This window comes from Pseudomonas fontis (assembly GCF_028656955.1).
GTDB classification, from domain to species: domain Bacteria; phylum Pseudomonadota; class Gammaproteobacteria; order Pseudomonadales; family Pseudomonadaceae; genus Aquipseudomonas; species Aquipseudomonas fontis.
Map to the genome: position 1 here is coordinate 1 of NZ_JAMDGY010000059.1, position 24218 is coordinate 24218.

Sequence of the window (24218 nt, forward strand, 5' to 3'; positions counted from 1 at the left end):
GCCTTGCCGGCGATGGGCAGCGGAGCGCGCCACCATTTATTGTTTTTGCGGCTCACGCACCTTGTACCAGGCCACATACAGCGCCGGCAGGAACAGCAAGGTCAGCAGCGTCGCCACAATGATCCCGCCGATCATCGCGTAGGCCATCGGCCCCCAGAACACTTCCCGGGCAATCGGGATCATCCCCAAACTCGCCGCCGCCGCCGTCAGCAAAATCGGCCGCCGCCGATGGTTGGTCGCCTCCAGCACCGCATCCCACGGCGTATAACCCTGCGCCTCATACTCGTCAATCTGGGTCACCAGAATCACCGAGTTGCGGATGATGATACCGATCAACGCCAATATCCCAAGGATCGCCACAAAGCCCATCGGCGTCCCCGTCGGCACCAACGCGATCACCACGCCAATCAACCCCAACGGCGCCACGCTCACCACCAGGAACAGCTTCTGCACACTGTGCAACTGGATCATCAGGAAGGTCGCCATCAGGAACAGCATCAACGGCACCACCTTGGCAATCGGCCCCTGGGCCTTGCCGCTCTCCTCCACCGTACCGCCCGTCTGCACCTCGTAACCCACCGGCAACTTGCTGGCGAACTCGTCGATCTGCGGCTTGAGCTGCGCCACCAGGTCCGTCGGCTGGATCTCGTCACGCACCGAGGCCTTGATGGTGATCGTCGGCTTGCGGTCACGCCGCCATACCAGCGGCTGCTCAAGTTCATAACGCACCGTGGCAAAGGCCAGCAACGGAATCGAGGTGCCGCTCGGCGTGACGATCTGCAAATTCTGCAAGGTCTGCGGTGAGTTGCGCTCGCTGTCCTCAGCCCGCGCCACCACGTTGATCAGGTAGATGTTGTCGTGCACCTGGGTAATCGGCGAGCCGCTGACAATGCTGTTCATCACATTGGCCACGTCTTCCGAAGACAACCCCAACTGCCGCGCCTTGTCCTGGGCAATGTCGATGCGCAGCACCTTGCCCGGCTCGTTCCAGTCGTAAATCATCTCGCCAATGTGCGCGTTGCTGTCGAGCAGGGTCGCCAGGTCGATGGCATGCTTGCGCACCTGGTCGATGTCCTTGCCACTGACCCGGTACTGGATCGGCCGCCCAACCGGCGGGCCCATCTCCAGCGACTGCACGTTGGTGCCGATGCCGACGAAGTCCTCATGCAAACGTTTCTGCAAGCGATCCATCAGGCCCTGGCGCTCCTTGAAGCCCTTGCTGACGATCACCAATTGCGCGTAATACGGGTTTTGCAATTGCTGGTCCAGTGGCAGGTAGAAACGGATCGCGCCCTGGCCGATGTAGGTGCTCCAGCGCACGATGTCCGGGTCACCCTTGAACGTCGCTTCCAGCCGGTCGACCGCCTTGCGCGTCTCCTCGATCGAGGCGTTCTGCGGCAGGTTCAGGTCCACCAGGATCTCCGGCCGGTCCGAAGACGGGAAGAACTGGTTCTGCACAAAGCGCATGCAGAACAACGACAGCGCGAAAATCAGCACCGTCCCGATGATCGTCAGCCAGCGGTTGCGCATGCTCCACAGCAAGCCATTCTCGAACAGCTTGCCGACACGCCCAGGCTCATGGCTGTGCGGCTTCACGTTGGCACTGAGGATATGCACGCCGAGTACCGGGGCGAACAGCACCGCGACCACCCACGACACGATCAGCGCTGCGGCGATCACCGCAAACAGCGTGTAGGTGTACTCACCCGCCGAACTGGCGTTCAAGCCGATCGGCACGAAGCCGGCCACGGTCACCAGGGTGCCGGTCAGCATCGGGAAGGCCGTGGAGGTATAGGCAAAGGTTGCCGCCTGCTCCTTGGTCTCGCCCATCTCCAGCCGTGTGACCATCACCTCCACGGTGATCATCGCGTCATCCACCAACAGCCCCAGGGCGATGATCAAGGCCCCGAGCGAGATCCGCTGCATGGTGATGCCGCTGTACTCCATGAACACGAAGACCATCGCCAGCACCAGCGGGATCGAGCAGGCCACCACCAGCCCGGCGCGCACGCCAAGGCTGATGAAGCTCACCACCAGCACGATCACCACCGCCTCGAACAACGCGCTGGTAAAGCCGCCTACGGCTTCCTCGACCACCACCGCCTGGTCCGACACGGTGTGCACGCCAACGCCTACCGGCAAGTCCCGCACCACCTCCTGCATGCGCTTGGCCAGCAACTCGCCAAACACCTGGATATTGCCACCAGCCTTCATGCCCACGGCCAGGCCGATGGCGGTCTGGCCGTTGTAGCGAAACTCCACGGTGGGCGGGTCGACATAACCACGACTGATCTCGGCGATATCCGCCAGGCGATAGAAGCGGTCATTGAGCTTCAGGTTGACCGCTTCCAGGTCTTTTTCCGACGCGAACTGGCCGGTGGTGCGCACCGATATGCGCTCCGGCCCCGCCTCGATAATCCCCGCCGGGGTCACCGCGTTCTGTGCCTGCAAGGCCTGCACCACCTGCCGCTGGTCAATCCCCAGGGCGGCCAGCTTGCGGGTCGAGAAGTTCAGGTAGAGCACTTCATCCTGGGTGCCGATCAGCTCAACCTTGCCCAGGTTCGGCACATCGTGGATTTCCGCACGCGCCTGTTCGACGTAGTCGCGCAACTGGCGCAAGGTCAGCCCGTCGGCGGTGAACGCATAGATCGAGCCGAACACGTCACCGAATTCATCGTTGAACGCCGGGCCCTGAATACCCGCCGGGAATTGCCCGCGAATGTCCTGGATCTTCTTGCGCACCTGGTACCAGATTTCGGGAATGTCTGCGGCCTTGGTGGTGTCGCGCAGGTTCACGTAAACCGTCGATTCTCCGGGCCGGGTGTAGCTTTTCACGTAGTCGAGCGAGTCCAGCTCCTCGAGCTTTTTCTCGATGCGGTCGGTGATCTGGTAGAGCGTTTCGTCCTGGGTCGCGCCCGGCCAGCGGGTCTGGATCACCATGGTCTTGATGGTGAACGAGGGGTCTTCCTCACGCCCCAGGTTGATGTAGGAGAACACCCCCATCAGCAGGGAAACGAACATCAGGTACCACACGAATGACTGGTGTCGCAGCGCCCATTCGGACAGGTTGAAACTTCCTTTCATGGTGCGCTGTCCTCATCGACGATTACCTTCTGTCCCGGTTTGAGACTGTTCACACCTGCGGTGACCACCCGCTCACCTGCCTGCACGCCAGACGCCAGGGTCACCGTGGCGGCGTCCCGATCCAGCAGTTTCACTTCACGCATCGACACGGTTTTCTGCTGCGGATCGACCACCCAGACACTCGGCTTGCCGTCCTTGTCGAGCAGGGCCGAGGCCGGCAGCTCGCTGCGCGGCGACACCGAAGAGCTCAGGGTGACGCTGATCGCCGTGCCCAGATGGAAGGCATCCGGGGTCTGCGCCAAGGTCAGCCGGGCACGCCGGGTCCGGGTGGCCGCGTCGGCCTGCGGTTCGATCTCGCGCAGGCTCGCCTTGGCTGTAATGCTCGGGTCGAGCTGGGAGGCCACCAGGAACTCCAGGCCGCTGCTCAGTTGTTCGGCCAGGTTGATCGGCAGGTCGATCACCGCTTCCTTGATGTCCGGGCGGGCCAGGGTCACCACCGATTGGCCGGCGGTGACGGTCTGCCCAGCTTCCGCCTGCCAGGCGGTGACAACCGCCGCGTGGTCGCTGCGCAACTCGCTGTAGCCGAGCTGGTCCTTGGCCTGGCGCAGTGCGGCCTTGGCCTGTTCGAGGGTTGCCGAGGTAGTTTTCAGGTTGGTCTGGGCGACGTCCAGTTGCGCCTGGGCACCGACACCCCGGTCATACAGCGCCTGCTGGCGACGGGCATCGGCCTGGGCGTTGATCCACAGCGCCTGGACCTTGGCCAGGTCGCCTTCGGCGGCACGCACCTGGTTGCGCTGGTCGGTGGGGTCGAGGCTGGCGAGAATATCGTCCGGCTTCACCTGCGCGCCGACATCCACCCAACGCCGGGCAATGCGCCCGGCGACACGAAAGCCCAAGGTGCTTTCAAAGCGCGCCTGGATCGAACCGGCAAAGCGCCCCAGGCGCTGCACATCCTGCGGCTGCACGATCACCGTCAAGACCGGGCGCACCGGGTCCGGCGCGGCTTCTTCCTTGCCGCAGGCCGCCAGCAACAGGCAGGCGGGCACCATCATCAACAGCCTCATTGCGCCACCCCGCTGTCTTGGGCACTCAGCGCTTCAACCTGCATCCCCGGGTGCAGCAGTTGGCCACCGACCACCACCACCGACTGCCCGCCCTGCAAGCCATCCCCCACCACGATCTTGCCAGTGAGGTAGCGCACCACCTTGACCTTTTGCAGCTCGACCTTGTTGTCCGCACCCACCACCCAGACGGCTGGGTCGTGCAGGTCCTTGGTCAGGGCTGACCAGGGCAGCTCAATGCTCGGCTTGCCCTGGCTGTTGGCCGTGGCACTGACTACCGAACCCAGCTCCATGCCCGCCGGGACATTGCTCAGGGCCACCTTGACCTGCACCGTGCCGCTTTGCGCCGACACCGTCGGGGTGACTTCACGCACATGGCCCTGGGCCTGGATTTTCGGGTTATCCACAAGGCTGACGGTGATCCCGGTCTCTTTCGGTGGGGCTACCAGCAGCGACTCATAGACGTTGAAGACGGCATCACGGTCGCCGTCCACGGCCAGGCTGAAGATCGGCACCGTGGCTTGCACCACCTGGCCGACTTCGGCCTGGCGGGCGGTAATCACCCCGGCAGCGTCAGCCACCAGCGAGGTGTAGCTGAGTTGTTCCTGGGCATTGGCCAACTGCGCCTGGGCCGCCTTGAGCGCGCTCTGGCTACTGCGCAGGTTGGCTTCGGCGGAATCGTATTCGCTCTGGCTGGTGTAGCCCTTGGGCAGCAGCTTCTGCTGGCGGACAAAGGCGGCAGCGGTCTGGGTGACCCGCGCCTGCTCGGCGAAGACCTCAGCCTTGGCCGAGTCGACGTTGGTTTGCAGATCCTTGGGGTCGAGCTTGGCCAGCACCTGCTTGGCCGTGACGTGGTCGCCGACGTCAACGCTGCGCGAGATGATCTTGCCGCCAACGCGGAACGACAGGTCGGTCTGCACACGCGCCTGGACGTCGCCGGTGAGGGTAACCGATGCCCCGAAATCGCTGGTCTCGACTTTTTGTACGACGACCCTGGGGTGAATGGCCTCAACGGCTTTCTTTTCTCCGCAACCGCTCAGCGTGAGCAACAAGCCCAGGCCAATGATCAGGTTTGCACGCAACGCCGTCATGCAGGCTCCTTGCACAGGCCAGTTCGAATAGTAGATGCGAGTGTTAGCGTAGATCAGGCTTTGACCGCCCGCTTGCCTCGGATGAAATTCCTTGAGCGCACGTAAACCAGTGATACTGGGGGCCTTTCCTCTTGCTGCACGGATGCCGTGATGCTGACTACCCTGGCCGTCGCCAACTACCGCTCGATCAACCAGCTGGTGCTGCCGTTGCAGCGCCTGAACCTGATCACCGGGCCCAACGGCAGCGGCAAATCGAACCTGTACAAGGCCCTGCGCCTGCTGGCAGAGACGGCCCGCGGCGGGGTGGTCAATGCGCTGGCCGGCGAAGGCGGGCTGGAGTCGACTTTCTGGGCCGGGCCGGAGCAGATCACCCGGCGCATGCGCCAAGGTGAGGTCGCCGTGCAGGGCGGCCCGCGCAAGGGTGCCAAACGCTTGCAACTGGGTTTTGCCGGGGAAGACTTCGGTTACTCGATTGGCCTGGGGCTGCCGGATTCGAGTGGGCATTACATGCTGCCGGGGCAGAGCACACCGATTGCGTCACGCTTTACCCTGGACCCGTTGATCAAGCGCGAGTGCATCTGGGCGGGGGCGGCGTATCGGCCGGCCAGCCTGTTGGTGGATCGCCAGGGGCCGATGGTCCGGGCCCGCGAGGGGCGCCAGTGGGAGGTGTTGTCGCAGCACACCTCCAGCGGCGACAGTTTGTTTGATCAGGTGGGCAATCTGCGCTCCTCTCCCGAGGTGCTGCACCTGCGCGAACAGATTCGCGGTTGGCGGTTTTATGATCACTTCCGTACCGACGCCCAGGCGCCGGCGCGTCGGCCGCAGCTGGGCACGCGCACGCCGGTGCTGCACCACGATGGCCGGGACCTGGCGGCGGCGCTGCAGACCATTATCGAGGTGGGCGATCAAGACGCGCTGCATGCGACCATCAGCGATGCCTTTCCCGGGGCGCGGCTGGAGATTGATGCGGTGCCGGGTGGGTTGTTTGCGGTGAAGTTCTATCAGGAGGGGTTGCTGCGGCCGTTGTCGGCTGCTGAGCTGTCGGACGGCACCTTGCGCTATTTATTGCTGGTGGCGGCGCTGCTGACGCCAAGGCCGCCGACCATGATGGTGCTGAACGAGCCGGAGACCAGTTTGCATCCCGACCTGCTGCCGGCCTTGGCGCGGTTGATCATCCGGGCCACGGAGCAGTGCCAGGTGTGGGTGGTGTCGCATGCCCGGCGCTTGATTGCGGCGTTGGAGCAGGATGCGCGGTGCAATTCGATCGTGCTGGAGAAACACCTGGGGCAAACCCAGGTGCAGGGGCAAGGCTTGCTGGATACCCCGGCCTGGCATTGGCCGGAGTAAGTCGGGGCCGCTATGCGGCCCATCGCCGGCAAGGCCGGCTCCCACAGAGCCCGGGTTACCACAGGATTCGAGGGGGGGATTACAGGATTGGGGGTGCTACAGAACCTTGTGGGAGCCGGCCTTGCCGGCGATGAGTCCAACGCAGCACTACCGCCCCAACCTCCACCACCTGATATTTCTGCCAGTAGCGCCTCTCCACCAGCCGGTTTAGCGTGGTTCGACCCTAAACCACCTGCCCCAACGCACTGTACTGAGGCCTGGAGATCACGATGAAAAGTCTGTGCCAGTACCGCTACGATGCACTCGATCAATTGAGTAGTTCCACACCGACAGCGCAGGAGCCCATCTTGCGCTTCCACCAGCAAACGTACCTAGCGACTGAAGTTCAAGGCCACCGGCAACGCTCGATATTCCAGTAAGGCAACCAGTTGCTTGCCGTACTGGAGCGTGATGAACGTAACAACCAACGTATGTTGATCACCTGCAACCAACAGCGCTCAGTGCTGCATGGCGTTGACGATTCAGGCAGTACTTCGCGCGTCTACACGGCCTATGGTCAGTCTGACGAAGTCCATGGCCCGCTGGCCTGCCTGGGCTTTAATGGTGAACAGCCAGACCCCATCACCGGCCATTACCTGCTCGGCAATTATCGCGTCTACAACCCCGTGCTGATGCGCTTTCATAGCCCGGACAACCTGAGCCCCTTTGCAGCGGGTGGCCTGAACAGTTACGCCTATTGCAAGGGCGACCCTATAAACTTCAGCGACCCTACGGGGCATAGTCCCAGCCTCATAGAGAAAATCGTAAAAGCTATTTTTGAGAAGCCAAAGTTAGTTGAGTTTCTAGAGCATGAAATTAAACGGGGGAACCTCGTCCTAGCACCCGTTGGAGCAATATCCGATACAGCCATGCCGATTGCAAGCACGCATCAGTGGACTGCGAGAACTGGAGTTAAAAACATCTCGAATACGCCGCTTGGGAAAAAGCGTGGCGCGCAGTTAACGGAAGGAAAAATCAGCGCGAAAAAGTCACGCGTTGAAAACCCCATAAACCATAACAATGGCGAGACCGGCAACCTGTATACGCAACCAATAATTGAATATAAATTCGACCTGGGTCCTGGCGCTAGCATCCCGCGTGCCAGTGGCCCGACAAGAAGCTTGAACTACCCTAACGAAGTCAACTCAATACAATTCAATCGAGCCATAGACGTTATAAACAATAACATTCGAACTACCTATTAAGCCCAACACACACATGAACGCTATCGCCAGTAAAACCGGCGATGGCGTTCAGCATGATGTACCGCCCTAACCCTGCCACTTACCCCCTTCCACAATCACACTCTCCGGCTTGGTGTCATCGCTCAGTTCCTTGCGCACATACTGGTCATACAGTTTCAGCAAATACTTCTGCTCACCCAGGCGCGCCAGTTCCGTATTCACCCAGTCACGCAATTCGATATTGCCCTTCTTCACCGCCGGCGCAATCGGCGCTTCATCGCCGAGCTTCTCTGCCAGTACCCGGTACCCAGGGTTCTGCTTCGACCAGCTGAACAAAATCAGGTTGTCCTGCGCATAGGCATCGCCACGCCCATTGGCCAGCGCCTGCAACGACTCGGAGTTCTTCTCGAACTTCAGCAGTTTCCAGTCCGGGTGGTGCTTGGTCAGCCAGATATCCGCCGTGGTGCCGGTAGTGACGATGGTGGTCTTGCCCGCCAGGTCATCGAGCTTCTGCACGCTGCTGCCATCGGCCACCAGCGCCTGCACCGCAACCCGCAGGTTGGGGTTGGTGAACTCCACCGCTTCCCTGCGCTCCGGGGTCACGGTCATGTTCGCCAGGATCAGGTCGACCTTGTCGCTCTGCAGGAACGGAATCCGGCTGGCAGGCTCTACGGCAACGAATTCGACCTTGTTTTCATCACCCAGCAACGACTTGGCCAACGCCCGGCCAATGTCGGTATCAAAGCCCACGTAACGCCCGGTTTCATCGACGTAGCCGAACGGCGGCTTGTCGGTAAACACGCCGACTATCAGCTTGTCCCGCGCCTTGATGGTTTCCAGGTAGCTGGTGGCCGGGGCCGCGCCATTGGCGGCAGGCTTGCCCGGTTCTTCAGCCTTGTTGCAACCGGCCAGCAAGGCCAGGCCCAACACGGACAACAGCAGTTTCGAGGTAATCGCAGTCTTCATGACAGTTCCTTGATGAGTTTCTCGGGCAGGTTTTCTACGTAGGAGAATTTCTCCAGGAACTGCTGCGCGCGTGCGGTCTGCGGGTTCGTAAAGAAGCTCTCGGGGGGGCTTTGTTCAAGGATCCTGCCGGCCTCCATGAACACGATGCGGTCGGCCACCGCACGAGCGAAGGCCATTTCATGGGTCACGATCAACAGCGTCATGCCGTCGCGGGCCAGGCCCTGGATCACCTGTAGCACTTCCTTGACCATTTCCGGGTCAAGCGCTGCGGTGACCTCGTCGAACAGCATCACCTGCGGGTTCATGCACAACGAACGAACAATCGCGATGCGCTGCTGCTGGCCACCGGACAGCTGACGCGGGTAAGCGTCGCGCTTGTCCAGCAGGCCCACCCGCGCCAGCAAGGCTTCGGCCTGGGCCTGGGCTTCGCGGCGTTCGCGCTTTTGCACTTTCAGCGGGCCGAGCAGCAGGTTCTCGATCACGTTCATGTGGCCGAACAGGTGATAACTCTGGAACACCATGCCGACCTGCTGGCGCACTTCGCGCCAGTCGGTGGCCTTGTCCAGCAACTCGCGCCCCTGCAGGCGCAACTGGCCGCTGTGGGCGCTTTCCAGGCCATTCAGGCAGCGCAGCAAGGTGCTCTTGCCGCAGCCGCTGGGGCCGAGGATCACCACCACCTCGCCGGCACGCACCGACAGGTCGATGTCCTTGAGCACCTGGTGCTCGCCGAAAAACTTGTTGAAGCCCTTGAACTCGATCAATGCATTCATGCGTGCGTCCAGCGTCGTTCCAGCGCGCGCGAGGCAGCCGAAAGCGGGTAGCAAATAAAGAAGAAGAACAGGAACAGCGCGCCGTAGATCAGCACCGACTCATAGGTGCGCTCGATGATCTGCTGGCCCACCTTGATCACATCGACCACGCCGATCAGCACCGCCAGCGAGCTGGTCTTGATGATCCGCGTGTAGAGGTTGATGGTGGGCGGGGTCATGCGCTTTAGCGCCTGCGGCAACAGCACGTAGCCATACAGCTGCGCCCCGGACAGGCCAATCGACAACCCCGCCTCACGCTGCCCGCGCGGCAAAGAATGCAGGGCACCACGCACCACTTCACCAACCTCGCTGGCGCCCCATAGCGACAGCACCAGCACCGCACACCAGAAGCTCGGCAGGCTCAGGCCAAAAAAGATCGGCAGGCCGAAAAACAGCAGGTACAACCAGACCAGCACCGGGATCGCCCGGAACAGCTCCAGGTAGACCCGCAAGGCGAGGTTCACACCGCGCTGGCCAAGCGTCGCCAACACCCCATACAGCACACCGCCAAGGGTACTGAAGACGATGCTCAGCGCTGAAATCGCCAAAGTCTGCCCGGCGCCCTTGGCCAATTGCGGCAAGGACACCAGCAGCAACTCAAGACCCGAACTGGCCATGTTGCAGCCTCCGTTCCAGGCGGCTGAGCAGCAGCGAAAGCGGCAGGAAAAGCAGCACGCAAATCAGTGTCAGCACCGCGAGCATTTCGTAGGTCTTGTAGTACAGGGCGATGTAGCTCTTGGTGGTGTAGAGCAGCTCCGGCACCGCCACCGCCGAGACCACGGTGGTCTCCTTGAGCAGGAAAATGAAGTTGGCGAACAGCGATGGCAGGCTGAGGATGCCGGCCTGCGGCAGGATCACATGGCGCAGCAGTTGGCCTTCCGACAGGCCGATGGAGCGCCCCGACTCAAGCTGGGCGACCGGCACGGCCTCGACACCTGCGCGCAGCACTTCAGTGAGGTAGGCGCCGCCGAGAAACGTCAGGGTGATGATCGCGGCAGCGAAGCCGGAAATCTTCAGGCCAAGGGTCGGCAGGGCGAAATACACGAAGAACAGCTGGATCAGCAGCGGGGTGTTGCGCGCCAGCTCCACGTAGAGCTTCACCAGGCGTTGCAGGTACGGCGTGCGGTACACCAGGATCGCGGCGTTGAGCACGGCCACCAGCAACGAGGTGGCAATGGCGATCAGGCCGACCTGCAAGGTCACCCCGACCGCCTTGAGAAACGCCGGCAATGTGCTAAGGATAAAAGCGACGTCGAAGCTCATGGAGTGGGCCTCGACAACAAACGGTGAAGTGCAGGCATGACGGTCATCCAGGACCTGCCCGAGGGTAACGGGCGGGGTAATCACGAAGTTTCGATGTGCCGGTAAGCACGCCGGGTAAGACTCTAAAGGTATAAAAACTTTTAATTAAATACCTTTATTGCATATTGATATCACCCAAACAGCTAACCGAAAAAAACCTTCGAGACCTCGGGATCTTTCCTTTGGATCCACGTTCAAAGCGCTGTCGCCACAGGCCTGCATGGCCCATCAAACCAACAAGGACGATAAAACGATGAACAGCCCAACCCCTCTGCTCGACGCCAATGAGCCGCTCAAGTGGCTCACCGCCCTGCGCCGTGCGCTCAACAGCCAGGCCAGAATTCCAGATGCAAAAACGCCGACCCGGGTAACCGGCGTCGGCGTTTTGTGTTCAGCAGGCGTGGCGCGGGCGGCTTAGAACGCCGGCAGTACGGCACCGCTGTATTTCTTCTCGATGAAGGCCTTCACTTGTGGGCTGGTCAGGGCCTTGGCCAGTTTCTGCATGGCCGGGCTGTCCTTGTTGTCCGGGCGGGCCACCAGGAAGTTCACGTACGGCGAGTCGCTGCCTTCGATGACCAGGGCGTCCTTGGCTGGGTTCAGGCCGGCTTCCAGGGCGTAGTTGGTGTTGATCATGTCGAGGTCAACCTGGTCCAGCACGCGGGCCAGCATGGCCGACTCAAGCTCCTTGAACTTCAGGTTCTTCGGGTTCTCGGCGATGTCTTTCGGGGTTGCCAGGGCGTTTTTCGGGTCTTTCAGGGTGATCAGACCGGCTTTTTGCAGGAGGATCAGTGCGCGGCCACTGTTGCTGCCTTCGTTGGGGATGGCCACGGTGGCGCCGTCTTTCAGCTCGCTCAGGCTCTTGATCTTCTTCGAGTAGCCGCCGAAGGGTTCAACGTGTACACCGATCACGGTTTCCAGGTGGGTGCCCTTGCCTTCGTTGAAGCTCTTCAGGTACGGCAGGGTCTGGAAGTAGTTGGCATCCAGACGCTTCTGGTCGACCTGCACGTTGGGCTGCACGTAGTCGGTGAAGACCTTGATCTCCAGGTCCACACCTTCCTTGGCCAGGGTTGGCTTGATCAGCTCGAGGATCTCGGCGTGCGGAACCGGGGTGGCCGCAACCACCAGCTTTTCACCCGCCTGGGCGAAGCCGGCAACCGTCAGAGCGGTGGCCAATGCAGAGAACAACAGAGCCTTTTTCATGCGCTTTCCTTATTCGAAACACGGCCATCAGCGGATGGCGAAGAGGAGGTGCCGGGGCCTGGTTGGCCGGCGTGAAACGGACAATATCGAGATTTTTTATTCCTGAACAATATCTTTTATTTAGCTGCTTATATCTTTTTGTATTAGCAGGCATTGCGCCCTACGCAAGGCGCTAGCCAGCCAATTGCGTAAGGCGCAACGCCGCCTTGTCCAGCAAGGCTTTCAGCCCTTCGCGCTCGCTGTGGCTGCCGCGCAGCAACGCGTCGAGCTGTTGCTCCAGCGCGGCTAGGGGCGCCAAGGTTTGCGGCAGGTTCAGGTGCTGCTCCAGGATCTCCTCGCCGCTGCTCACCAGCAGGGCAAAGTGAATGACGTTCTCCAGCTCCCGGGTATTGCCCGGCCAGCTGTGGCGCTCCAGGGCGTGCTGCGCGGCGTCGGTCAGCAATGGCGGCAACGCCAGGTTCAGGCGTGGGCTGTAGATGCCGATGAAGTATTCGGCCAGCGGCAGGATGTCGCCGATTCGCTCGCGCAAGGCCGGCAGCTCCAATTGCCCTTCGTGAAGGTAGTCGTAGAGACGCGGGTGGAATTTGCCGGCGGCCACCGCCTGGGCCAGCTCGATGCTGGAGGCGGCGACCAGGCGCACGTCCACCGGGTTCGGCTGCTGCGCGCCCACGCGGGTGACTTCGCGGTTCTCCAGGGCCGCCAGCAGCTTGATCTGGATCGGCAGCGGCAGGTCGGCAATTTCGTCGAGGTACAGCGTGCCGCCATTGGCCGAGCCGAACCATCCGGCGCGGCTGCTGGCGGTGCCGCTGTGGGCCCCGGCGCTGTAGCCGAACAGTTCGGCGTCGGCGTAGGTCGGGCTGATCGCGGCGCAGTTGACCGAGACGAACAGCCCGCCGCGATCACTGGCGCGGTGGATCTGCCGCGCCAGCAATTCCTTGCCGGTGCCGGTCTCGCCGCGAATCAGCACGGGCAATGCCAGCGGTGCCAGGCGCTCCAGGTCGGCACGCAACTGGCGTGAACGCGGGTCGACAAACACCAGCGCCTTGGCGCGGATGCTCAGCGGGCTCTTGTCGAGTTCCGGAAAGGTCAGCAGGGGCTGGCCGAAGGTGTCGTGAAGGCTCATTGAATACTCCCGCCCCACAACTCAGGGTCGGGGCGTTGCTGGCGGCGTCTTGTTCAGGCGCGGCGAAGGGCGTGCTGTTCCAGGCGGTTCTGCAGGCGGTACAGGTAGGCGAAGCCCTGCTCCCAGCGGTGGTGGCCGGACTTCACGTTGATATGCCCGGCACCGCCGAGGATCCCCGCTTCGGCCCCCCAGGCGCGGGCCAGGTGCATTGCGCGCGGGGCGCTGACGGCCGGGTCGTTGTCGGAGGCGACGATCTGGCTGGGGAATGGCAGCAGGTACTGCGGGATCGGCGCGAAATTGCGCAGGGCCGGGTTGCAGTTCGGCCGCTCGACATCGGCTGGGGCGACCAGCAGCGCACCGCGCACCTGGCGCAGCTTGGCCACGCTGGCGTGGGCGGCCCAGTGGGCGACGGTGATGCAGCCCAGGCTGTGGGCGATGAGGATCACCGGGGATTCTTCGGCGCTGATGGCCTGGTCGAGGCTGGCCACCCAGTCTTCACGGCGCGGGGTGAGCCAGTCGAGTTGTTCGACCCGGGCGCTGTTGGGCAGGCTGTTCTGCCAGTGGCTTTGCCAGTGGTCGTCTGGCGATCCTTGCCAGCCCGGCACAATCAGGTAGCGGATTGATTCGTTGCGCATGGGGACGCCTCCAGGTTTGCGTGCTTGAGGCGAAGTATAGGGCGAGGGTTATATTCGTAAAGGAATAAGAAGCTATTTATTAATAACCATTTAACATATTCTAAGGGAGCAACTGCCTTGCACAGTTTTTGTAGCCGCTGCCGACAGGCTGCGCTGGAGCCCGTGAGGGCTCCCAAAAGCGGCGCCTGCCATGCAGGCGAGCGCAGCCTCACGGCAGCGGCTACGTTTACTCGATCAAGAGCCCCTCTTGCACAGTTTTTGTAGCCGCTGCCGACAGGCTGCGCTGGAGCCCGCGAGGGCTCCCAAAAGCGGCAACAGGAGAGCGGCGTCGAAAATAAAAAAAGGGACCGCCCCTGCCAAGGTCCGGCCCCTGAAATCCTACCGAGTCTCAACGCGCCGTGATCACCGACAACTTGGTAATCCCGGCCCGCTCAATCGATGCCATGGCCCGTGCCACCTCGCCGTAATTCACCCCGTCATCAGCCTGCAACTGCACGCGCAACTCCGGGTCCTTGGCCTTGGCCGTCTGCAAGTTGATCTCCAGCAACTCCGGCTGGATCTCGTCCTTGTTGATGAACACCTTGCCGGCACCATCGATGCTCACCACCAGCGGGTCCTTCTGCTCCACCGGCGCCACCGCCTCGGTCTTGGGCAAGTTGATCGGGATCGCGTTGGTCAACAACGGCGCCGTCACGATGAACACCACCAGCAACACCAGCATCACGTCCACCAGCGGCGTCACGTTGATCTCACTGAGTACCTCGTCATTGTCCTGGGTCGAGAACGCCATATCAGGACGCCTCCTTCACGGGCTGGCCACTGACCGCTGCCGCCTTGTGCAGCGCCGGGTGCACCAGCACACGGAAGGCACTCTTCTGCGCCAGGCTGTAGAAGTCATGGGCAAAGTCATCCAGGTCTGCCGCAGTCAGCTTCAAGCGGCGCAGGAAGTAGTTGTAAACCAGCACCGCCGGCACCGCGACCGCGATCCCCACGCCAGTGGCCACCAGCGCCGCACCAATCGGCCCGGCCACGGTTTCCAGGCTCGCCGAGCCAGCCGCGCTGATGCCCTTGAGGGCTTCCATGATGCCCCAGACCGTACCGAACAGGCCGATGAACGGCGAGGTGCTGCCGATACTCGCCACCACCGCCAACCCGGTTTCCAGCGAGCGCCGTTCGCGCACGATCTGCTGGCGCAGGGCGCGTTCGAGGCGGTCCTGATGATTGATCGCCTGGCTCAAATCCGAAGCCTGCCCCGGCTCACCGACTGCAATGGCGGCATAGCCGGCCTGGGCCACCCGCGCTGCCGCGCCAGGTTGCGACTCGCTGAGTTCGGCGGCGGCATCAAGGCTCGAGGCCGCCCAGAAGTGTTTGTGGAAACGCTTGTCCTGGTTCTTCAAGCGGGCGAACTGCACGCCCTTGATCAGGGCCAGGCCCCAGGTTGCGACGGAAAACACCACCAGCAGCCAGATCACCGCGCTTTCGATGGATTCGAGGGGGGATGCCAATACAGTCATGTCGAGTGCTCTCTCTTAGCGCGAAGAATTAACGAATCTTGAAATCGATCGGCACGCTGACCCAGCCATCCTGGGCCACCTCGCCTTGCTTGGCCGGCACGAAGCTCCAGCGCTTCACTGCCGCCAATGCCGCGTCGTCCAACTGCTGACGGCCGCTGCTGTTCTGGATCTGGATCTCGCCCGGCTTGCCGCTGGCCAACACATGCACCCGCAACAGCACCGTGCCCTCCCAGCCGCGACGCTGGGCCAGCGACGGGTATTCCGGCGCCGGGTTCTTCAGGTAGGCCGCGTTGGCCGACGCCGGCGTTACCGGTGCCGGGGCAGGCGGCGCCGGGGGCGCAGGGGCTGCCTGCGGTTGCGGCGCAGGCGCCTCGGCCGGCTTGGGCGTAGGCTTCAATTCAGGTTTCGGCACCGGCTTTGGCTTGGGTTTCGGGACGGGCTTGGGCGCAGGTTTTGCCGCCAGCTCGTCCACCACCGGGGGCGGCGGCTCGACAACCGGCGGCGCCGGGGCAGGCGGTGGCGGCTGCACCACTGGCGGCGCCGGCTGGGAAAACTCGATGGTCATCGACGGGACTTCTGGCGGCACCACCGGCAACACCGGGGTCGGTGCCTGGCTGACCCAATAGGCCACCGCGCCATGCAGGACCAGCGCGAACACCCCCAGCAAGACCTTCTCGCGGCGCCGCAGGGCACTGCGCGGCGCACGTTGCAGGCGTTGCTGCGCCAAGGGCAGGCGGTGCGGCCGACCGAGATCGACCAGCTCGCCAGCCGGCGCCTGGCGCCACAGCACATCGAGGGTACTGGCGGCGGTCTGGACATTACCCATTGCTCAACTCCTGGGGATTGGTGCATTCCATCGAAGGCGGCAACGGCCTTCATTGGGCTGAATGATCGACGCGAGACGCTTATTTCTTAAAGTAATCTTTAAAGTTATGAATAGAACTTTATTGAATATGAAAAACTACTGAATCCCGCCAGCCCGCGCCAATCAAGGCATGCCGCGCCTGCGGGTTTTCGCCATGCCCTGCCGGCATCGAAAGTATTCGGCGAAGGCATGGGAAAACGCCGTTTCAGAAGTCGTAGCGACCGGTCACCCCGAGGGTGCGCGGGGTCCCGAGCACGCCCTCATAGCCGCCGTTGGCCGCAGTCCAGAGCGTGGTGTAGTAAGTTTTGTCGAAGGCGTTCTTCAGCCACAGCGAGACATCCCACTGGCCTTCGCCGAAGTCACCGCGCAGGCCTGTGGACAGGTTGACCACGGCGTAGCTGGGGATCTGCGCGTAGTCCGAGTCCTCCACCGTGCCCACCGCCTTGGAGCGGAATGCGTAGCTGGCGGTGACGTAGGGCTGCAAGCCATTGTCCAGGTCCCACTGGTACTGGCCGTTGGCGTTGCCGATCCATTTCGAGGCGCCGACCACCTGGTGCCCGGTGAGGTCGCAGGAGGCCGGGGCACCCGCTTGCAGGGCCACTTCCGGCGCGCACGGGGCGTCCTTGTAGGCGAGGTAGCGCACGTCGTTGTAGGAGCCATTGAGGTTCAACGTCAGCCCGCGCAGCGGCACCAGCGTGCTTTCGAATTCCACCCCGCGTGAGCGCACGGAGCCGGCGTTGGTGAGGTACTGCACGCGGTTGGCGTCGTCGTAGGCGTTGGTCTGGTAGCCGTGCACTTCGGTCCAGAACAGGTTGGCATTGACTTGCAGGCGGCGGTCCCAGAGCGTGCTCTTCACGCCCAGCTCGGCGTTGTTGGCGCGCTCGGTGCCGATCAGCAGCGAGTCGGCCCCGGCCACCGGCGCCGTGCCGACCGCCAGGTTCACCCCGCCGGATTTCTCGCCATGGGACAGCGTGCCGTAGCCGAGCAACTCGTCACTGAAGCGATAGCTCAGGTTGAGCAAACCCGAAGGGCTGGTGCTGTACTGGTTGAGGTCGCCCGACTCATAGGCGCCGACCCGCCCCTGGCGCACCGCCGCAGCCGCGCCGGCCACCGCCGCCCCGCCCACGGGTGCGGCGCGATTGACCCAGGCGCTTTTCTCTTCATAGGTGCCACGCACCCCGGCGGTGAAGTCCAGGCGCTCGGTCAGGTGCCAGGTGCCCTGGGCAAACAGGGCGAAGCTGTTGGTCTTGATATGGCCCTTGCCGAGCGTGCTGACGTTGGCCAGCGCACCGGCCGGCGTGCCGTTCCACACATCGGCCTGCGGGCCGTAAGCGGTGAACGACTGGTTGTCCAGGTCCGAGCCGAAGTAATAGGCGCCGAGCACATAGTCGAAGAAGCCACCGGTGGGCGAGGCCAGGCGAAATTCCTGCGAGTACTGTTTGTCGCGCACCGACACCCCGGCGTTGTAGGCCGCCGGCACGTTCAGGCCGTCATCGTTGCGCGGGGTGAAATCCCACCAGCGATAGCTGCTCACCGAGGTCAAGGTGAAGTCGCTGGGCAGGGTCCAGTTGGCCTCCAGCGACGTGCCGCCCTGGAACACCGTGACGTGCTGGTCACTGTCCAGGTTGACCTTGCGCTTGTCGCCATCGACCAGGGTCGCCCCGGCTGTCGCCGCGCGGGCTTCGTAGCGGTTGACGCCATTGATGGTCGGCCCGGTGCTGAACAGCACGCGGGTGCCGGAGCTTGAGTCTTCCTCGTTGTAGTCGCCGATCCAGCGCAGGTTGAACTGCTCGCTCGGCTTGTACAGCAGCTGCCCGCGAAAACCTTGGCGCGCACCGCCGTTGAGGGTATTGCCGTCGTACTCGTTTTTCACGTCGCCGTCGTTGCGCGTGCGGTAGGCCGAGATGCGCCCGGCCAGGGTTTCGCTGAGCGGCCCGCTGAGCGTGCCCTTGGTCTGGAAGTAGCCGTCCTCGCCGACCGAGGTTTCGATGCTGCGCTCGGGAGTGAAGCTTGGCGCGCGGGTGCTGATGTTGATCACCCCGGCCGTGGTGTTCTTGCCGAACAGGGTGCCCTGCGGGCCGCGCAGCACTTCGAGCTGCTCGATGTCCATCAGGTCGAACACGGCCATGCCCGGGCGACCCAGATAGACGTTGTCCAGGTACAACCCCACGCTGCCTTCCAGGCCATCGCTGGCCGGGTTGTTGCCCAGGCCGCGAATCGACACGCTGGACTGGCGTGCATGCATGAAGGCGACGTTGACGCTGGGCACCAGCTGTTGCAGGTCCTGGATGCGGTAGATGCGCTGGGTTTCCAGGGCCTGGCCGTCGAGCACGCTCATTGGCGTGGGTACGTTCTGCGCGCTTTCCTCGCGGCGGCGCGCGGTCACCGTGACGGTCTTGAGCTGGCCATCGGCCTTGGCTTGCGGGGGTTCCAGGTCGGCGGCCTGGGCCGGCAGCCAATGCGCGCTGCCGGCCAGCAGCAAGGCCATGGGCAGACGCTGGAGCCGTCGGGAGGACAAGGGGGCAACGCTGGCAGACAGGCTCATGGACGGCTCCTGATCAAGGAATTGATATTCCTTAAAGTTATTTATTTATGATTTCACATATGTTTACTGCATAAGAGATAGCCTTTATAAGGATTGCAGCCGAGGCAGAGCAAATGCATTTGCCCGATACTTTTGATGTGAAAAATGCATATCGATCTGCGCCAACTTCGCCACTTGATCGCCCTTGCCGAGCACCGCAGTTTTGTCGCTGCGGCGAACGCGGTGAGCCTTTCGCAGTCCGCGTTCAGCCGCAGCATCCAGGCGCTGGAGCACAGCGCCGGGTGTCAGCTGGTGGACCGCGCCAGCAAGGAGCTGGCGCCGACCAAACAAGGCCTGGTGGTGCTCGAACATGCCCGCCGACTGGTGGGCGGCGCGCGCCAGCTGAGCAACGAGATCAGCCAGTTCAACGGGCTGGAAGCCGGCGAGCTGCGCTTCGGTTGCGGGCCGGCGCCAGCGGCGGGATTGGTGCCACGGGCGATTGGCGGGTTTATCGGCAAATACCCGCGGGCGCGGGTGCAGTTTCAGGTCGATGACTGGCAGCGCTTGAACAAGCGGCTGCTGGCTGAAGAGTTCGAGTTTTTCGTCGCCGACACCCGCCATTTCGAGGCCGACCCGGAGTACCAGACGCTGCGGCTGCGTTCGCGGCGCTGGTATTTCTGTTGCCGGGCTGGGCATCCGCTGGCGGGGCGTGGCAGGGTCAGCGCGCAGGAGTTGCTGCAGTATCCGTTGGCGGCGACGTTGCGCCCGCCCAACCTGCGCAAGGTGATCGGCGACCTCAGCGGGCAGCCGGACTTTACCGCCAATGTGGAGTGCGAGAACGGCTACAGCCTGTTGGGGGTGGTGTTGAGTTCGGATGCCATCGGCATCTGCACGGCCAACAGCGATGCCCTGCACACGGCAGCGGGCGGCCTGGTCAGGCTGAGTGTCGAAGGGCTGGGGGAGGAGTGCGAAGAGCTGTATACCCGCTACGGGATTGTCAGCCGCGCACGCTTGCGCCTGTCACCGCTGGCGGAGGCGATGATCGAGCAGATCGTGAGTACGGATCAGGCGATGGATGTGTGTGGCCTGGAGGGGTTGGCGGTGTGATATCGGGCCCTATCGCCGGCAAGGCCGGCTCCCACAGGGTCATGTAGTGCATGGACTACTGTGGGAGCCGGCCTTGCCGGCGATGAGGCCCGAAAGGCATCAGAGATTACCGATCTTCTGCCAAACCTTGGGTTTGAAGAACAGCGTCTCGCCCCGCGCCAGCCCGGTCAGGCTGTCATGGTCCTTGACCACTTCGGCCTCGATCAACTCGCTCTGCCCTTCCACCTTCAAGGTCACCCGGGTAGTCGCCCCCAGCGGCCGGATATCACGCACCTCGGCCGCATGGTGACCATCCACCTCATGCCGCGACAGCGACACCTCATGCGGGCGGAACAGCACGTGATGGTCCTCGCTCACATGCAGGCGGTTCGAGTCACCCAGGAAGTGATACACAAAGTCACTGGCCGGGTTCTCGTACACCTCGCCCGGCGAGCCGATCTGCTCGATCACGCCCTTGTTCATCACCACGATCCGATCCGCCACTTCCATGGCCTCTTCCTGGTCATGGGTGACGAACACCGAGGTCAGGTTGATGTCCTCGTGCAGGCGCGCCAGCCAGCGACGCAGCTCCTTGCGCACCTTGGCATCCAGCGCGCCGAACGGCTCGTCCAGCAGCAGCACCTTGGGCTCCACCGCCAGCGCGCGCGCCAGGGCAATACGCTGGCGTTGACCACCGGAGAGCTGCTCCGGGTAACGGTCAGACAGCCAGTCCAGCTGCACCATGTTCAGCAGCTCATGGACCTTTTCGGCGATCTTGCTCTCACTCGGCCGCTCACCCTTGGGCTTCATGCGCAAACCGAAAGCGACGTTGTCGAACACGCTCATGTGGCGGAACAACGCGTAGTGCTGGAACACGAAACCGACGTTGCGATCACGCACGTCATGCCCCGAGACATCCTCGCCATGGAACACGATGCTGCCGTTGTCCGGGGTTTCCAGCCCGGCGATGATCCGCAGCAGGGTGGTCTTGCCACAGCCGGACGGGCCCAGCAGTGCCACCAGTTCGCCGCTGTGGATATCCAGGTTGATGCTGTCCAGAGCCTGGAAAGCGTTGAAGCGCTTGCTGACATTACGAACTTCGATCGACATGAATTATTCCTCCGCTGCGCTATGGCGCAGACGGTTAATGCGAGACTCGCTCCACTGCTTGAGCAGCAGGATGAAGAGCGCCAGGATCAGCAACAGGCTGGCCACGGCAAACGCCGCGACATGGTTGTATTCGTTGTAGAGGATCTCGACATGCAGCGGCAAGGTGTTGGTCACCCCGCGAATATGCCCCGAGACCACCGACACCGCACCGAACTCGCCCATGGCCCGCGCCGTACACAGCACCACGCCATAGATCAGGCCCCACTTGATGTTGGGCAGGGTCACGTGCCAGAACATCTGCCAGCCGTTGGCCCCGAGCAGGCGCGCGGCCTCCTCTTCCTGGGTGCCCTGCTCCTGCATCAGCGGGATCAGTTCACGGGCCACGAACGGCACGGTGACGAAGATCGTCGCCAGGACGATGCCCGGCAAGGCGAAGACGATCTGGATGTCGTGGTCCTGCAACCAAGGCCCGAAGAACCCCTGCGCGCCGAACATCAGCACGTAGACCAAGCCGGCAATCACCGGCGAGACCGAGAACGGCAGGTCGATCAGGGTCACCAGGATGCTCTTGCCACGGAAGCTGTACTTGCTCACGCACCACGCCGCGCACACACCGAACACCAGGTTCAGCGGCACCGAAATGGCCACGGCCAGCAGGGTCAGCTTCAGGGCCGACAAGGCGTCGGGCTCGAAGATCGCTTCGAAGAAGGTGCCCAGGCCCATTTTCAGGCCCTGGGACACCACGATGAACAACGGCAGCAGCAGGAACACGGCAAAGATCAGCCAGCACAGGCCAATCAGTACACGCCGCGAAATCGCGCTGCCACGGCGGGCGGCATTGGCCGAAGCGGCCGCGCCCAAAGACGATGCAGACATGGCTGTGGCCTCCTTCAAGGGGTTTCGATGCGCCGCTGCAACAGGTTGATCAGCAGCAGCAGGATGAAGGAAACCACCAGCATCATCACGCCGATGGCCGTGGCGCCGGTGTAGTCGTATTGGTCCAGCTTGACCATGATCAGCAGCGGCAGGATCTCGGTCTTCATCGGCATGTTGCCGGCAATGAAGATCACCGAGCCGTACTCGCCCACGCCCCGCGCGAACGCCAGGGCAAAGCCGGTCAGCCAGGCCGGCAGCAACGCCGGCATCAGCACATGGCGGAACACCTGCAACGGCTTGGCACCCAGGCAGGCCGCCGCTTCCTCGACCTCACGCGGGATGTCGGCAAGCACCGGCTGCACCGTGCGCACCACGAACGGCAAGGTCACGAAGGTCAGCGCCAGGGTGATCCCCAGTGGCGTGTAGGCGATCTTGAAACCGAGCTCGGTGGCGAACTGGCCGACCAGCCCGGCCGGCGCATACAGCGCCGTCAGGGCGATACCGGCAACGGCGGTGGGCAGGGCGAACGGCAGGTCGATCATCGCGTCGATGATCTTGCGCCCCGGGAAGGTGTAGCGCACCAGGACCCAGGCCAGCAGGGTGCCGATGATGCCGTTGATGATGGCGGCGTAGAACGCCGTGCTGAAGCTGAGCTGGAGCGCCGCGAGCACACGGGGTGCGCTGACGATGGCCCAGAACTGCTCCCAGGTGAGCTGGGCGGCATGCACGAACATGGCCCCCAGCGGTATGAGCACAATCAGGCTGAGGTACACCAAGGTGTAGCCCAGCGTCAGCCCGAAGCCGGGTATGACGGGGGAAGTACGACGTGACATAAAGGTCCCTGGTTGAACGCACGAAGCCCGGGACGAATCCCGGGCCCATGCTGGCTACTGAACGGCGTTGCTACGGGCGCGCAAACTCAGTGCGCCGTGTAGATCTGGTCGAACACACCACCATCGTTGAAGAACTTCGGCTGCGCAGTCTTCCAGCCACCGAAGTCTTTGTCGATAGTCACCAGGTCCAGTTTCGGGAACTGTTTGGCGTATTCGGCGGCGACCTTGGTGTCACGTGGACGGTAGAAATTTTCTGCCGCAATTTTCTGCCCGGCCGGGCTGTACAGGTGCTTGAGGTAGGCCTCGGCGATCTGCTCGTTGCCCTTCTTCTCGGCGTTCTTGTCGACTACCGCCACTGGCGGCTCGGCGAGGATCGACAGCGACGGCACGATGATCTCGAACTTGTCGGTGCCACCGTCTTCCTTGAGGGCCAGGAAGGCTTCGTTTTCCCAGGCCAGCAACACGTCGCCCTGGCCGTTGTTGACGAAGGTGATGGTCGAGCCACGGGCACCGGTGTCGAGCACCGGTACGTGTTGGTACAGCGACTTCACGTATGCCTGGGCCTTGGCTTCACTGCCGCCGGCTTTCAGGCCGTAGGCCCAGGCAGCGAGGAAGTTCCAGCGGGCGCCGCCGGAGGTTTTCGGGTTGGGGGTGATCACCGACACGTCTTGCTTGACCAGGTCGCCCCAGTCCTTGATGCCTTTGGGGTTGCCCTTGCGTACCAGGAACACGATGGTCGAGGTGTATGGGGTGCTGGCGTCCGGCAGGCGGGTTTGCCAGTTGTCCGGGAGGGTCTTGCCGAGCTTGGCGATCTCGTCGATGTCGCCGGCCAGGGCCAGGGCCACCACGTCGGCGCGCAGGCCGTCGATAACCGCACGGCCCTGCTTGCCCGAGCCACCGTGGGATTGCTGGATCTTCACCTTGTCGTCCGGGTGCGCCTGTTGCCAGTGCTTGATGAACTCGGCGTTGTACTGCTGATACAGCTCGCGGGTCGGATCGTAGGATACGTTGAGCAGCTCGTAGTCCTTGGCGATGGCGGAACCGGCAAATACGGCGCTGGCGAGTGCAGCCAGGGCATAACGGCGGATGGACATGGTGAAGCTCCCTATTGGCATTTTTCTAATTAGGTTGGCGCGTGGGGCACTACTTCAGCTGGGCTTGCTGCTGGGATTCTGCAGGCGGAACTTTTCCTTGCGTTCGATCTGTACGACCTGGGCGTTGTGCACGGTGATTTCCACCGCACCAAACCGCAGGTCGCGCAGGGCGCTCTGGATTTCGCGCAGAATCGTGGCTTCATCCTGTCCGTCAACGCTACGCAGAGATGCGCTCATGCTCGTGCTCCTGTGAGAAGAGAGTGCCGTGCAGTTGCGATTTCGGGAGCGACTGCGCCTGGCGATGGGGCAATCTTAGAGAGACGCGAATATTCTTAAAAATACTATTTAAGAATTTTTATATAACCAAAATATCAAATCGAAGGAGGGCTGCCGGATTGTGATTTGTCGCCGCTGCCGTCAGGCTGCGCTCGCCTGCAACCCAGGCGTCGATTCGAGGAGCCCTTGCGGACTCCAG

The 24218-nt window shown here is 62.7% G+C and carries 23 protein-coding genes; 4 read left to right on the top strand and 19 right to left on the bottom strand.

What is annotated here, in order from left to right:
- Positions 1-36: 36 nt before the first annotated feature.
- From M5G11_RS18685 to M5G11_RS18695, 3 genes are read right to left on the bottom strand one after another with little or no spacing between them, the layout of a single operon-like run.
- On the bottom strand, positions 37-3084 hold the full coding sequence (locus M5G11_RS18685) for an efflux RND transporter permease subunit (RefSeq protein ID WP_273912338.1): 3048 nt from the start codon (positions 3082-3084) through the stop codon (positions 37-39).
- Positions 3081-4148 (bottom strand): efflux RND transporter periplasmic adaptor subunit, encoded by a 1068-nt coding sequence (locus M5G11_RS18690; RefSeq protein WP_273912337.1) that lies wholly within the window; start codon positions 4146-4148, stop codon positions 3081-3083. Before M5G11_RS18690 ends, M5G11_RS18685 begins: the two co-directional genes overlap by 4 nt.
- Positions 4145-5236 (bottom strand): efflux RND transporter periplasmic adaptor subunit, encoded by a 1092-nt coding sequence (locus M5G11_RS18695; protein WP_273912336.1) that lies wholly within the window; start codon positions 5234-5236, stop codon positions 4145-4147. The genes M5G11_RS18690 and M5G11_RS18695 overlap by 4 nt, the downstream gene beginning before the upstream one ends.
- A gap of 150 nt (positions 5237-5386) precedes the next feature.
- Between M5G11_RS18695 and M5G11_RS18700 the strand changes: the two genes are divergently transcribed.
- Positions 5387-6583 carry an AAA family ATPase gene (locus M5G11_RS18700; RefSeq protein ID WP_273912335.1) on the top strand — a complete coding sequence of 399 codons (1197 nt, stop codon included), beginning with the start codon at positions 5387-5389 and terminating at the stop codon, positions 6581-6583.
- Between the two features lie 428 nt (positions 6584-7011).
- A complete protein-coding gene (locus tag M5G11_RS18705; protein ID WP_273912334.1) occupies positions 7012-7827 on the top strand; it encodes an RHS repeat-associated core domain-containing protein in 816 nt (271 codons plus the stop codon).
- A 66-nt stretch (positions 7828-7893) separates the two neighbouring features.
- Here the strand turns inward: M5G11_RS18705 and M5G11_RS18710 are convergent, their stop codons facing one another.
- From M5G11_RS18710 to M5G11_RS18725, 4 genes are read right to left on the bottom strand one after another with little or no spacing between them, the layout of a single operon-like run.
- The gene (locus M5G11_RS18710) at positions 7894-8772 is read right to left on the bottom strand and encodes a transporter substrate-binding domain-containing protein (RefSeq protein WP_273912333.1); all 879 of its coding nucleotides are present in this window, start codon (positions 8770-8772) and stop codon (positions 7894-7896) included.
- Positions 8769-9542: an amino acid ABC transporter ATP-binding protein gene (locus M5G11_RS18715; protein ID WP_273912332.1), complete on the bottom strand. Its 774-nt coding sequence runs from the start codon at positions 9540-9542 to the stop codon at positions 8769-8771. Before M5G11_RS18715 ends, M5G11_RS18710 begins: the two co-directional genes overlap by 4 nt.
- Complete coding sequence (locus tag M5G11_RS18720; protein WP_273912331.1) at positions 9539-10198, bottom strand: amino acid ABC transporter permease; 660 nt, start codon at positions 10196-10198, stop codon at positions 9539-9541. The genes M5G11_RS18715 and M5G11_RS18720 overlap by 4 nt, the downstream gene beginning before the upstream one ends.
- Positions 10179-10844, bottom strand: a complete 666-nt coding sequence (locus M5G11_RS18725; protein WP_273912339.1) for an amino acid ABC transporter permease — start codon at positions 10842-10844, stop codon at positions 10179-10181. Before M5G11_RS18725 ends, M5G11_RS18720 begins: the two co-directional genes overlap by 20 nt.
- A gap of 259 nt (positions 10845-11103) precedes the next feature.
- Between M5G11_RS18725 and M5G11_RS18730 the strand changes: the two genes are divergently transcribed.
- Positions 11104-11301 carry a hypothetical protein gene (locus M5G11_RS18730; RefSeq protein WP_273912330.1) on the top strand — a complete coding sequence of 66 codons (198 nt, stop codon included), beginning with the start codon at positions 11104-11106 and terminating at the stop codon, positions 11299-11301.
- Here M5G11_RS18730 and M5G11_RS18735 read toward each other — a convergent pair.
- The 7 genes from M5G11_RS18735 to M5G11_RS18765 all read right to left on the bottom strand — a co-directional run bounded on the left by M5G11_RS18735 (position 11298) and on the right by M5G11_RS18765 (position 18765).
- Positions 11298-12083 (bottom strand): MetQ/NlpA family ABC transporter substrate-binding protein, encoded by a 786-nt coding sequence (locus M5G11_RS18735; RefSeq protein WP_273912328.1) that lies wholly within the window; start codon positions 12081-12083, stop codon positions 11298-11300. The genes M5G11_RS18730 and M5G11_RS18735 overlap by 4 nt on opposite strands.
- A gap of 172 nt (positions 12084-12255) precedes the next feature.
- Positions 12256-13206, bottom strand: coding sequence for a sigma 54-interacting transcriptional regulator (locus tag M5G11_RS18740; RefSeq protein ID WP_273912327.1), 951 nt, complete (start codon positions 13204-13206; stop codon positions 12256-12258).
- A gap of 53 nt (positions 13207-13259) precedes the next feature.
- The gene (locus tag M5G11_RS18745) at positions 13260-13841 is read right to left on the bottom strand and encodes an alpha/beta hydrolase (protein ID WP_273912326.1); all 582 of its coding nucleotides are present in this window, start codon (positions 13839-13841) and stop codon (positions 13260-13262) included.
- Between the two features lie 388 nt (positions 13842-14229).
- On the bottom strand, positions 14230-14631 hold the full coding sequence (locus tag M5G11_RS18750) for an ExbD/TolR family protein (RefSeq protein ID WP_273912325.1): 402 nt from the start codon (positions 14629-14631) through the stop codon (positions 14230-14232).
- A gap of 1 nt (position 14632) precedes the next feature.
- Positions 14633-15355 carry a MotA/TolQ/ExbB proton channel family protein gene (locus tag M5G11_RS18755; RefSeq protein WP_273912324.1) on the bottom strand — a complete coding sequence of 241 codons (723 nt, stop codon included), beginning with the start codon at positions 15353-15355 and terminating at the stop codon, positions 14633-14635.
- A 28-nt stretch (positions 15356-15383) separates the two neighbouring features.
- On the bottom strand, positions 15384-16181 hold the full coding sequence (locus M5G11_RS18760; protein WP_273912323.1) for an energy transducer TonB: 798 nt from the start codon (positions 16179-16181) through the stop codon (positions 15384-15386).
- Positions 16182-16425: 244 nt separating this feature from the next.
- Positions 16426-18765: a TonB-dependent receptor gene (locus M5G11_RS18765; RefSeq protein WP_273912322.1), complete on the bottom strand. Its 2340-nt coding sequence runs from the start codon at positions 18763-18765 to the stop codon at positions 16426-16428.
- 144 nt (positions 18766-18909) lie between these two features.
- Between M5G11_RS18765 and M5G11_RS18770 the strand changes: the two genes are divergently transcribed.
- Positions 18910-19851 carry a LysR family transcriptional regulator gene (locus M5G11_RS18770; protein WP_273912321.1) on the top strand — a complete coding sequence of 314 codons (942 nt, stop codon included), beginning with the start codon at positions 18910-18912 and terminating at the stop codon, positions 19849-19851.
- A 99-nt stretch (positions 19852-19950) separates the two neighbouring features.
- On the opposite strand, the gene M5G11_RS18775 is transcribed toward M5G11_RS18770, so the two are convergent.
- The 5 genes from M5G11_RS18775 to oscA all read right to left on the bottom strand — a co-directional run bounded on the left by M5G11_RS18775 (position 19951) and on the right by oscA (position 23980).
- Positions 19951-20940 (bottom strand): sulfate/molybdate ABC transporter ATP-binding protein, encoded by a 990-nt coding sequence (locus M5G11_RS18775; RefSeq protein ID WP_273912320.1) that lies wholly within the window; start codon positions 20938-20940, stop codon positions 19951-19953.
- A 3-nt stretch (positions 20941-20943) separates the two neighbouring features.
- Entirely contained in the window at positions 20944-21816 is an 873-nt protein-coding gene (gene cysW / locus M5G11_RS18780) for a sulfate ABC transporter permease subunit CysW (protein ID WP_273912319.1), read from the bottom strand.
- A gap of 14 nt (positions 21817-21830) precedes the next feature.
- Entirely contained in the window at positions 21831-22649 is an 819-nt protein-coding gene (cysT, locus tag M5G11_RS18785) for a sulfate ABC transporter permease subunit CysT (RefSeq protein WP_273912318.1), read from the bottom strand.
- Positions 22650-22735: 86 nt separating this feature from the next.
- A complete protein-coding gene (locus M5G11_RS18790; protein WP_273912317.1) occupies positions 22736-23743 on the bottom strand; it encodes a sulfate ABC transporter substrate-binding protein in 1008 nt (335 codons plus the stop codon).
- Positions 23744-23797: 54 nt separating this feature from the next.
- Positions 23798-23980 carry a sulfur starvation response protein OscA gene (gene oscA / locus M5G11_RS18795; protein WP_150633166.1) on the bottom strand — a complete coding sequence of 61 codons (183 nt, stop codon included), beginning with the start codon at positions 23978-23980 and terminating at the stop codon, positions 23798-23800.
- Positions 23981-24218 lie beyond the last annotated feature (238 nt).

Excerpts from the sequence above, each read along its gene's own strand:
- M5G11_RS18685 (WP_273912338.1), bottom strand. The coding sequence starts at position 3,084 with ATGAAAGGAAGTTTCAACCTGTCCGAATGGGCGCTGCGACACCAGTCA.
- M5G11_RS18690 (WP_273912337.1), bottom strand. The coding sequence starts at position 4,148 with ATGAGGCTGTTGATGATGGTGCCCGCCTGCCTGTTGCTGGCGGCCTGC.
- M5G11_RS18695 (WP_273912336.1), bottom strand. The coding sequence starts at position 5,236 with ATGACGGCGTTGCGTGCAAACCTGATCATTGGCCTGGGCTTGTTGCTC.
- M5G11_RS18700 (WP_273912335.1), top strand. The coding sequence starts at position 5,387 with ATGCTGACTACCCTGGCCGTCGCCAACTACCGCTCGATCAACCAGCTG.
- M5G11_RS18710 (WP_273912333.1), bottom strand. The coding sequence starts at position 8,772 with ATGAAGACTGCGATTACCTCGAAACTGCTGTTGTCCGTGTTGGGCCTG.
- M5G11_RS18715 (WP_273912332.1), bottom strand. The coding sequence starts at position 9,542 with ATGAATGCATTGATCGAGTTCAAGGGCTTCAACAAGTTTTTCGGCGAG.
- M5G11_RS18720 (WP_273912331.1), bottom strand. The coding sequence starts at position 10,198 with ATGGCCAGTTCGGGTCTTGAGTTGCTGCTGGTGTCCTTGCCGCAATTG.
- M5G11_RS18725 (WP_273912339.1), bottom strand. The coding sequence starts at position 10,844 with ATGAGCTTCGACGTCGCTTTTATCCTTAGCACATTGCCGGCGTTTCTC.
- M5G11_RS18730 (WP_273912330.1), top strand. The coding sequence starts at position 11,104 with ATGGCCCATCAAACCAACAAGGACGATAAAACGATGAACAGCCCAACC.
- M5G11_RS18735 (WP_273912328.1), bottom strand. The coding sequence starts at position 12,083 with ATGAAAAAGGCTCTGTTGTTCTCTGCATTGGCCACCGCTCTGACGGTT.
- M5G11_RS18740 (WP_273912327.1), bottom strand. The coding sequence starts at position 13,206 with ATGAGCCTTCACGACACCTTCGGCCAGCCCCTGCTGACCTTTCCGGAA.
- M5G11_RS18745 (WP_273912326.1), bottom strand. The coding sequence starts at position 13,841 with ATGCGCAACGAATCAATCCGCTACCTGATTGTGCCGGGCTGGCAAGGA.
- M5G11_RS18750 (WP_273912325.1), bottom strand. The coding sequence starts at position 14,631 with ATGGCGTTCTCGACCCAGGACAATGACGAGGTACTCAGTGAGATCAAC.
- M5G11_RS18755 (WP_273912324.1), bottom strand. The coding sequence starts at position 15,355 with ATGACTGTATTGGCATCCCCCCTCGAATCCATCGAAAGCGCGGTGATC.
- M5G11_RS18760 (WP_273912323.1), bottom strand. The coding sequence starts at position 16,181 with ATGGGTAATGTCCAGACCGCCGCCAGTACCCTCGATGTGCTGTGGCGC.
- M5G11_RS18765 (WP_273912322.1), bottom strand. The coding sequence starts at position 18,765 with ATGAGCCTGTCTGCCAGCGTTGCCCCCTTGTCCTCCCGACGGCTCCAG.
- M5G11_RS18770 (WP_273912321.1), top strand. The coding sequence starts at position 18,910 with ATGCATATCGATCTGCGCCAACTTCGCCACTTGATCGCCCTTGCCGAG.
- M5G11_RS18775 (WP_273912320.1), bottom strand. The coding sequence starts at position 20,940 with ATGTCGATCGAAGTTCGTAATGTCAGCAAGCGCTTCAACGCTTTCCAG.
- cysW (WP_273912319.1), bottom strand. The coding sequence starts at position 21,816 with ATGTCTGCATCGTCTTTGGGCGCGGCCGCTTCGGCCAATGCCGCCCGC.
- cysT (WP_273912318.1), bottom strand. The coding sequence starts at position 22,649 with ATGTCACGTCGTACTTCCCCCGTCATACCCGGCTTCGGGCTGACGCTG.
- M5G11_RS18790 (WP_273912317.1), bottom strand. The coding sequence starts at position 23,743 with ATGTCCATCCGCCGTTATGCCCTGGCTGCACTCGCCAGCGCCGTATTT.
- oscA (WP_150633166.1), bottom strand. The coding sequence starts at position 23,980 with ATGAGCGCATCTCTGCGTAGCGTTGACGGACAGGATGAAGCCACGATT.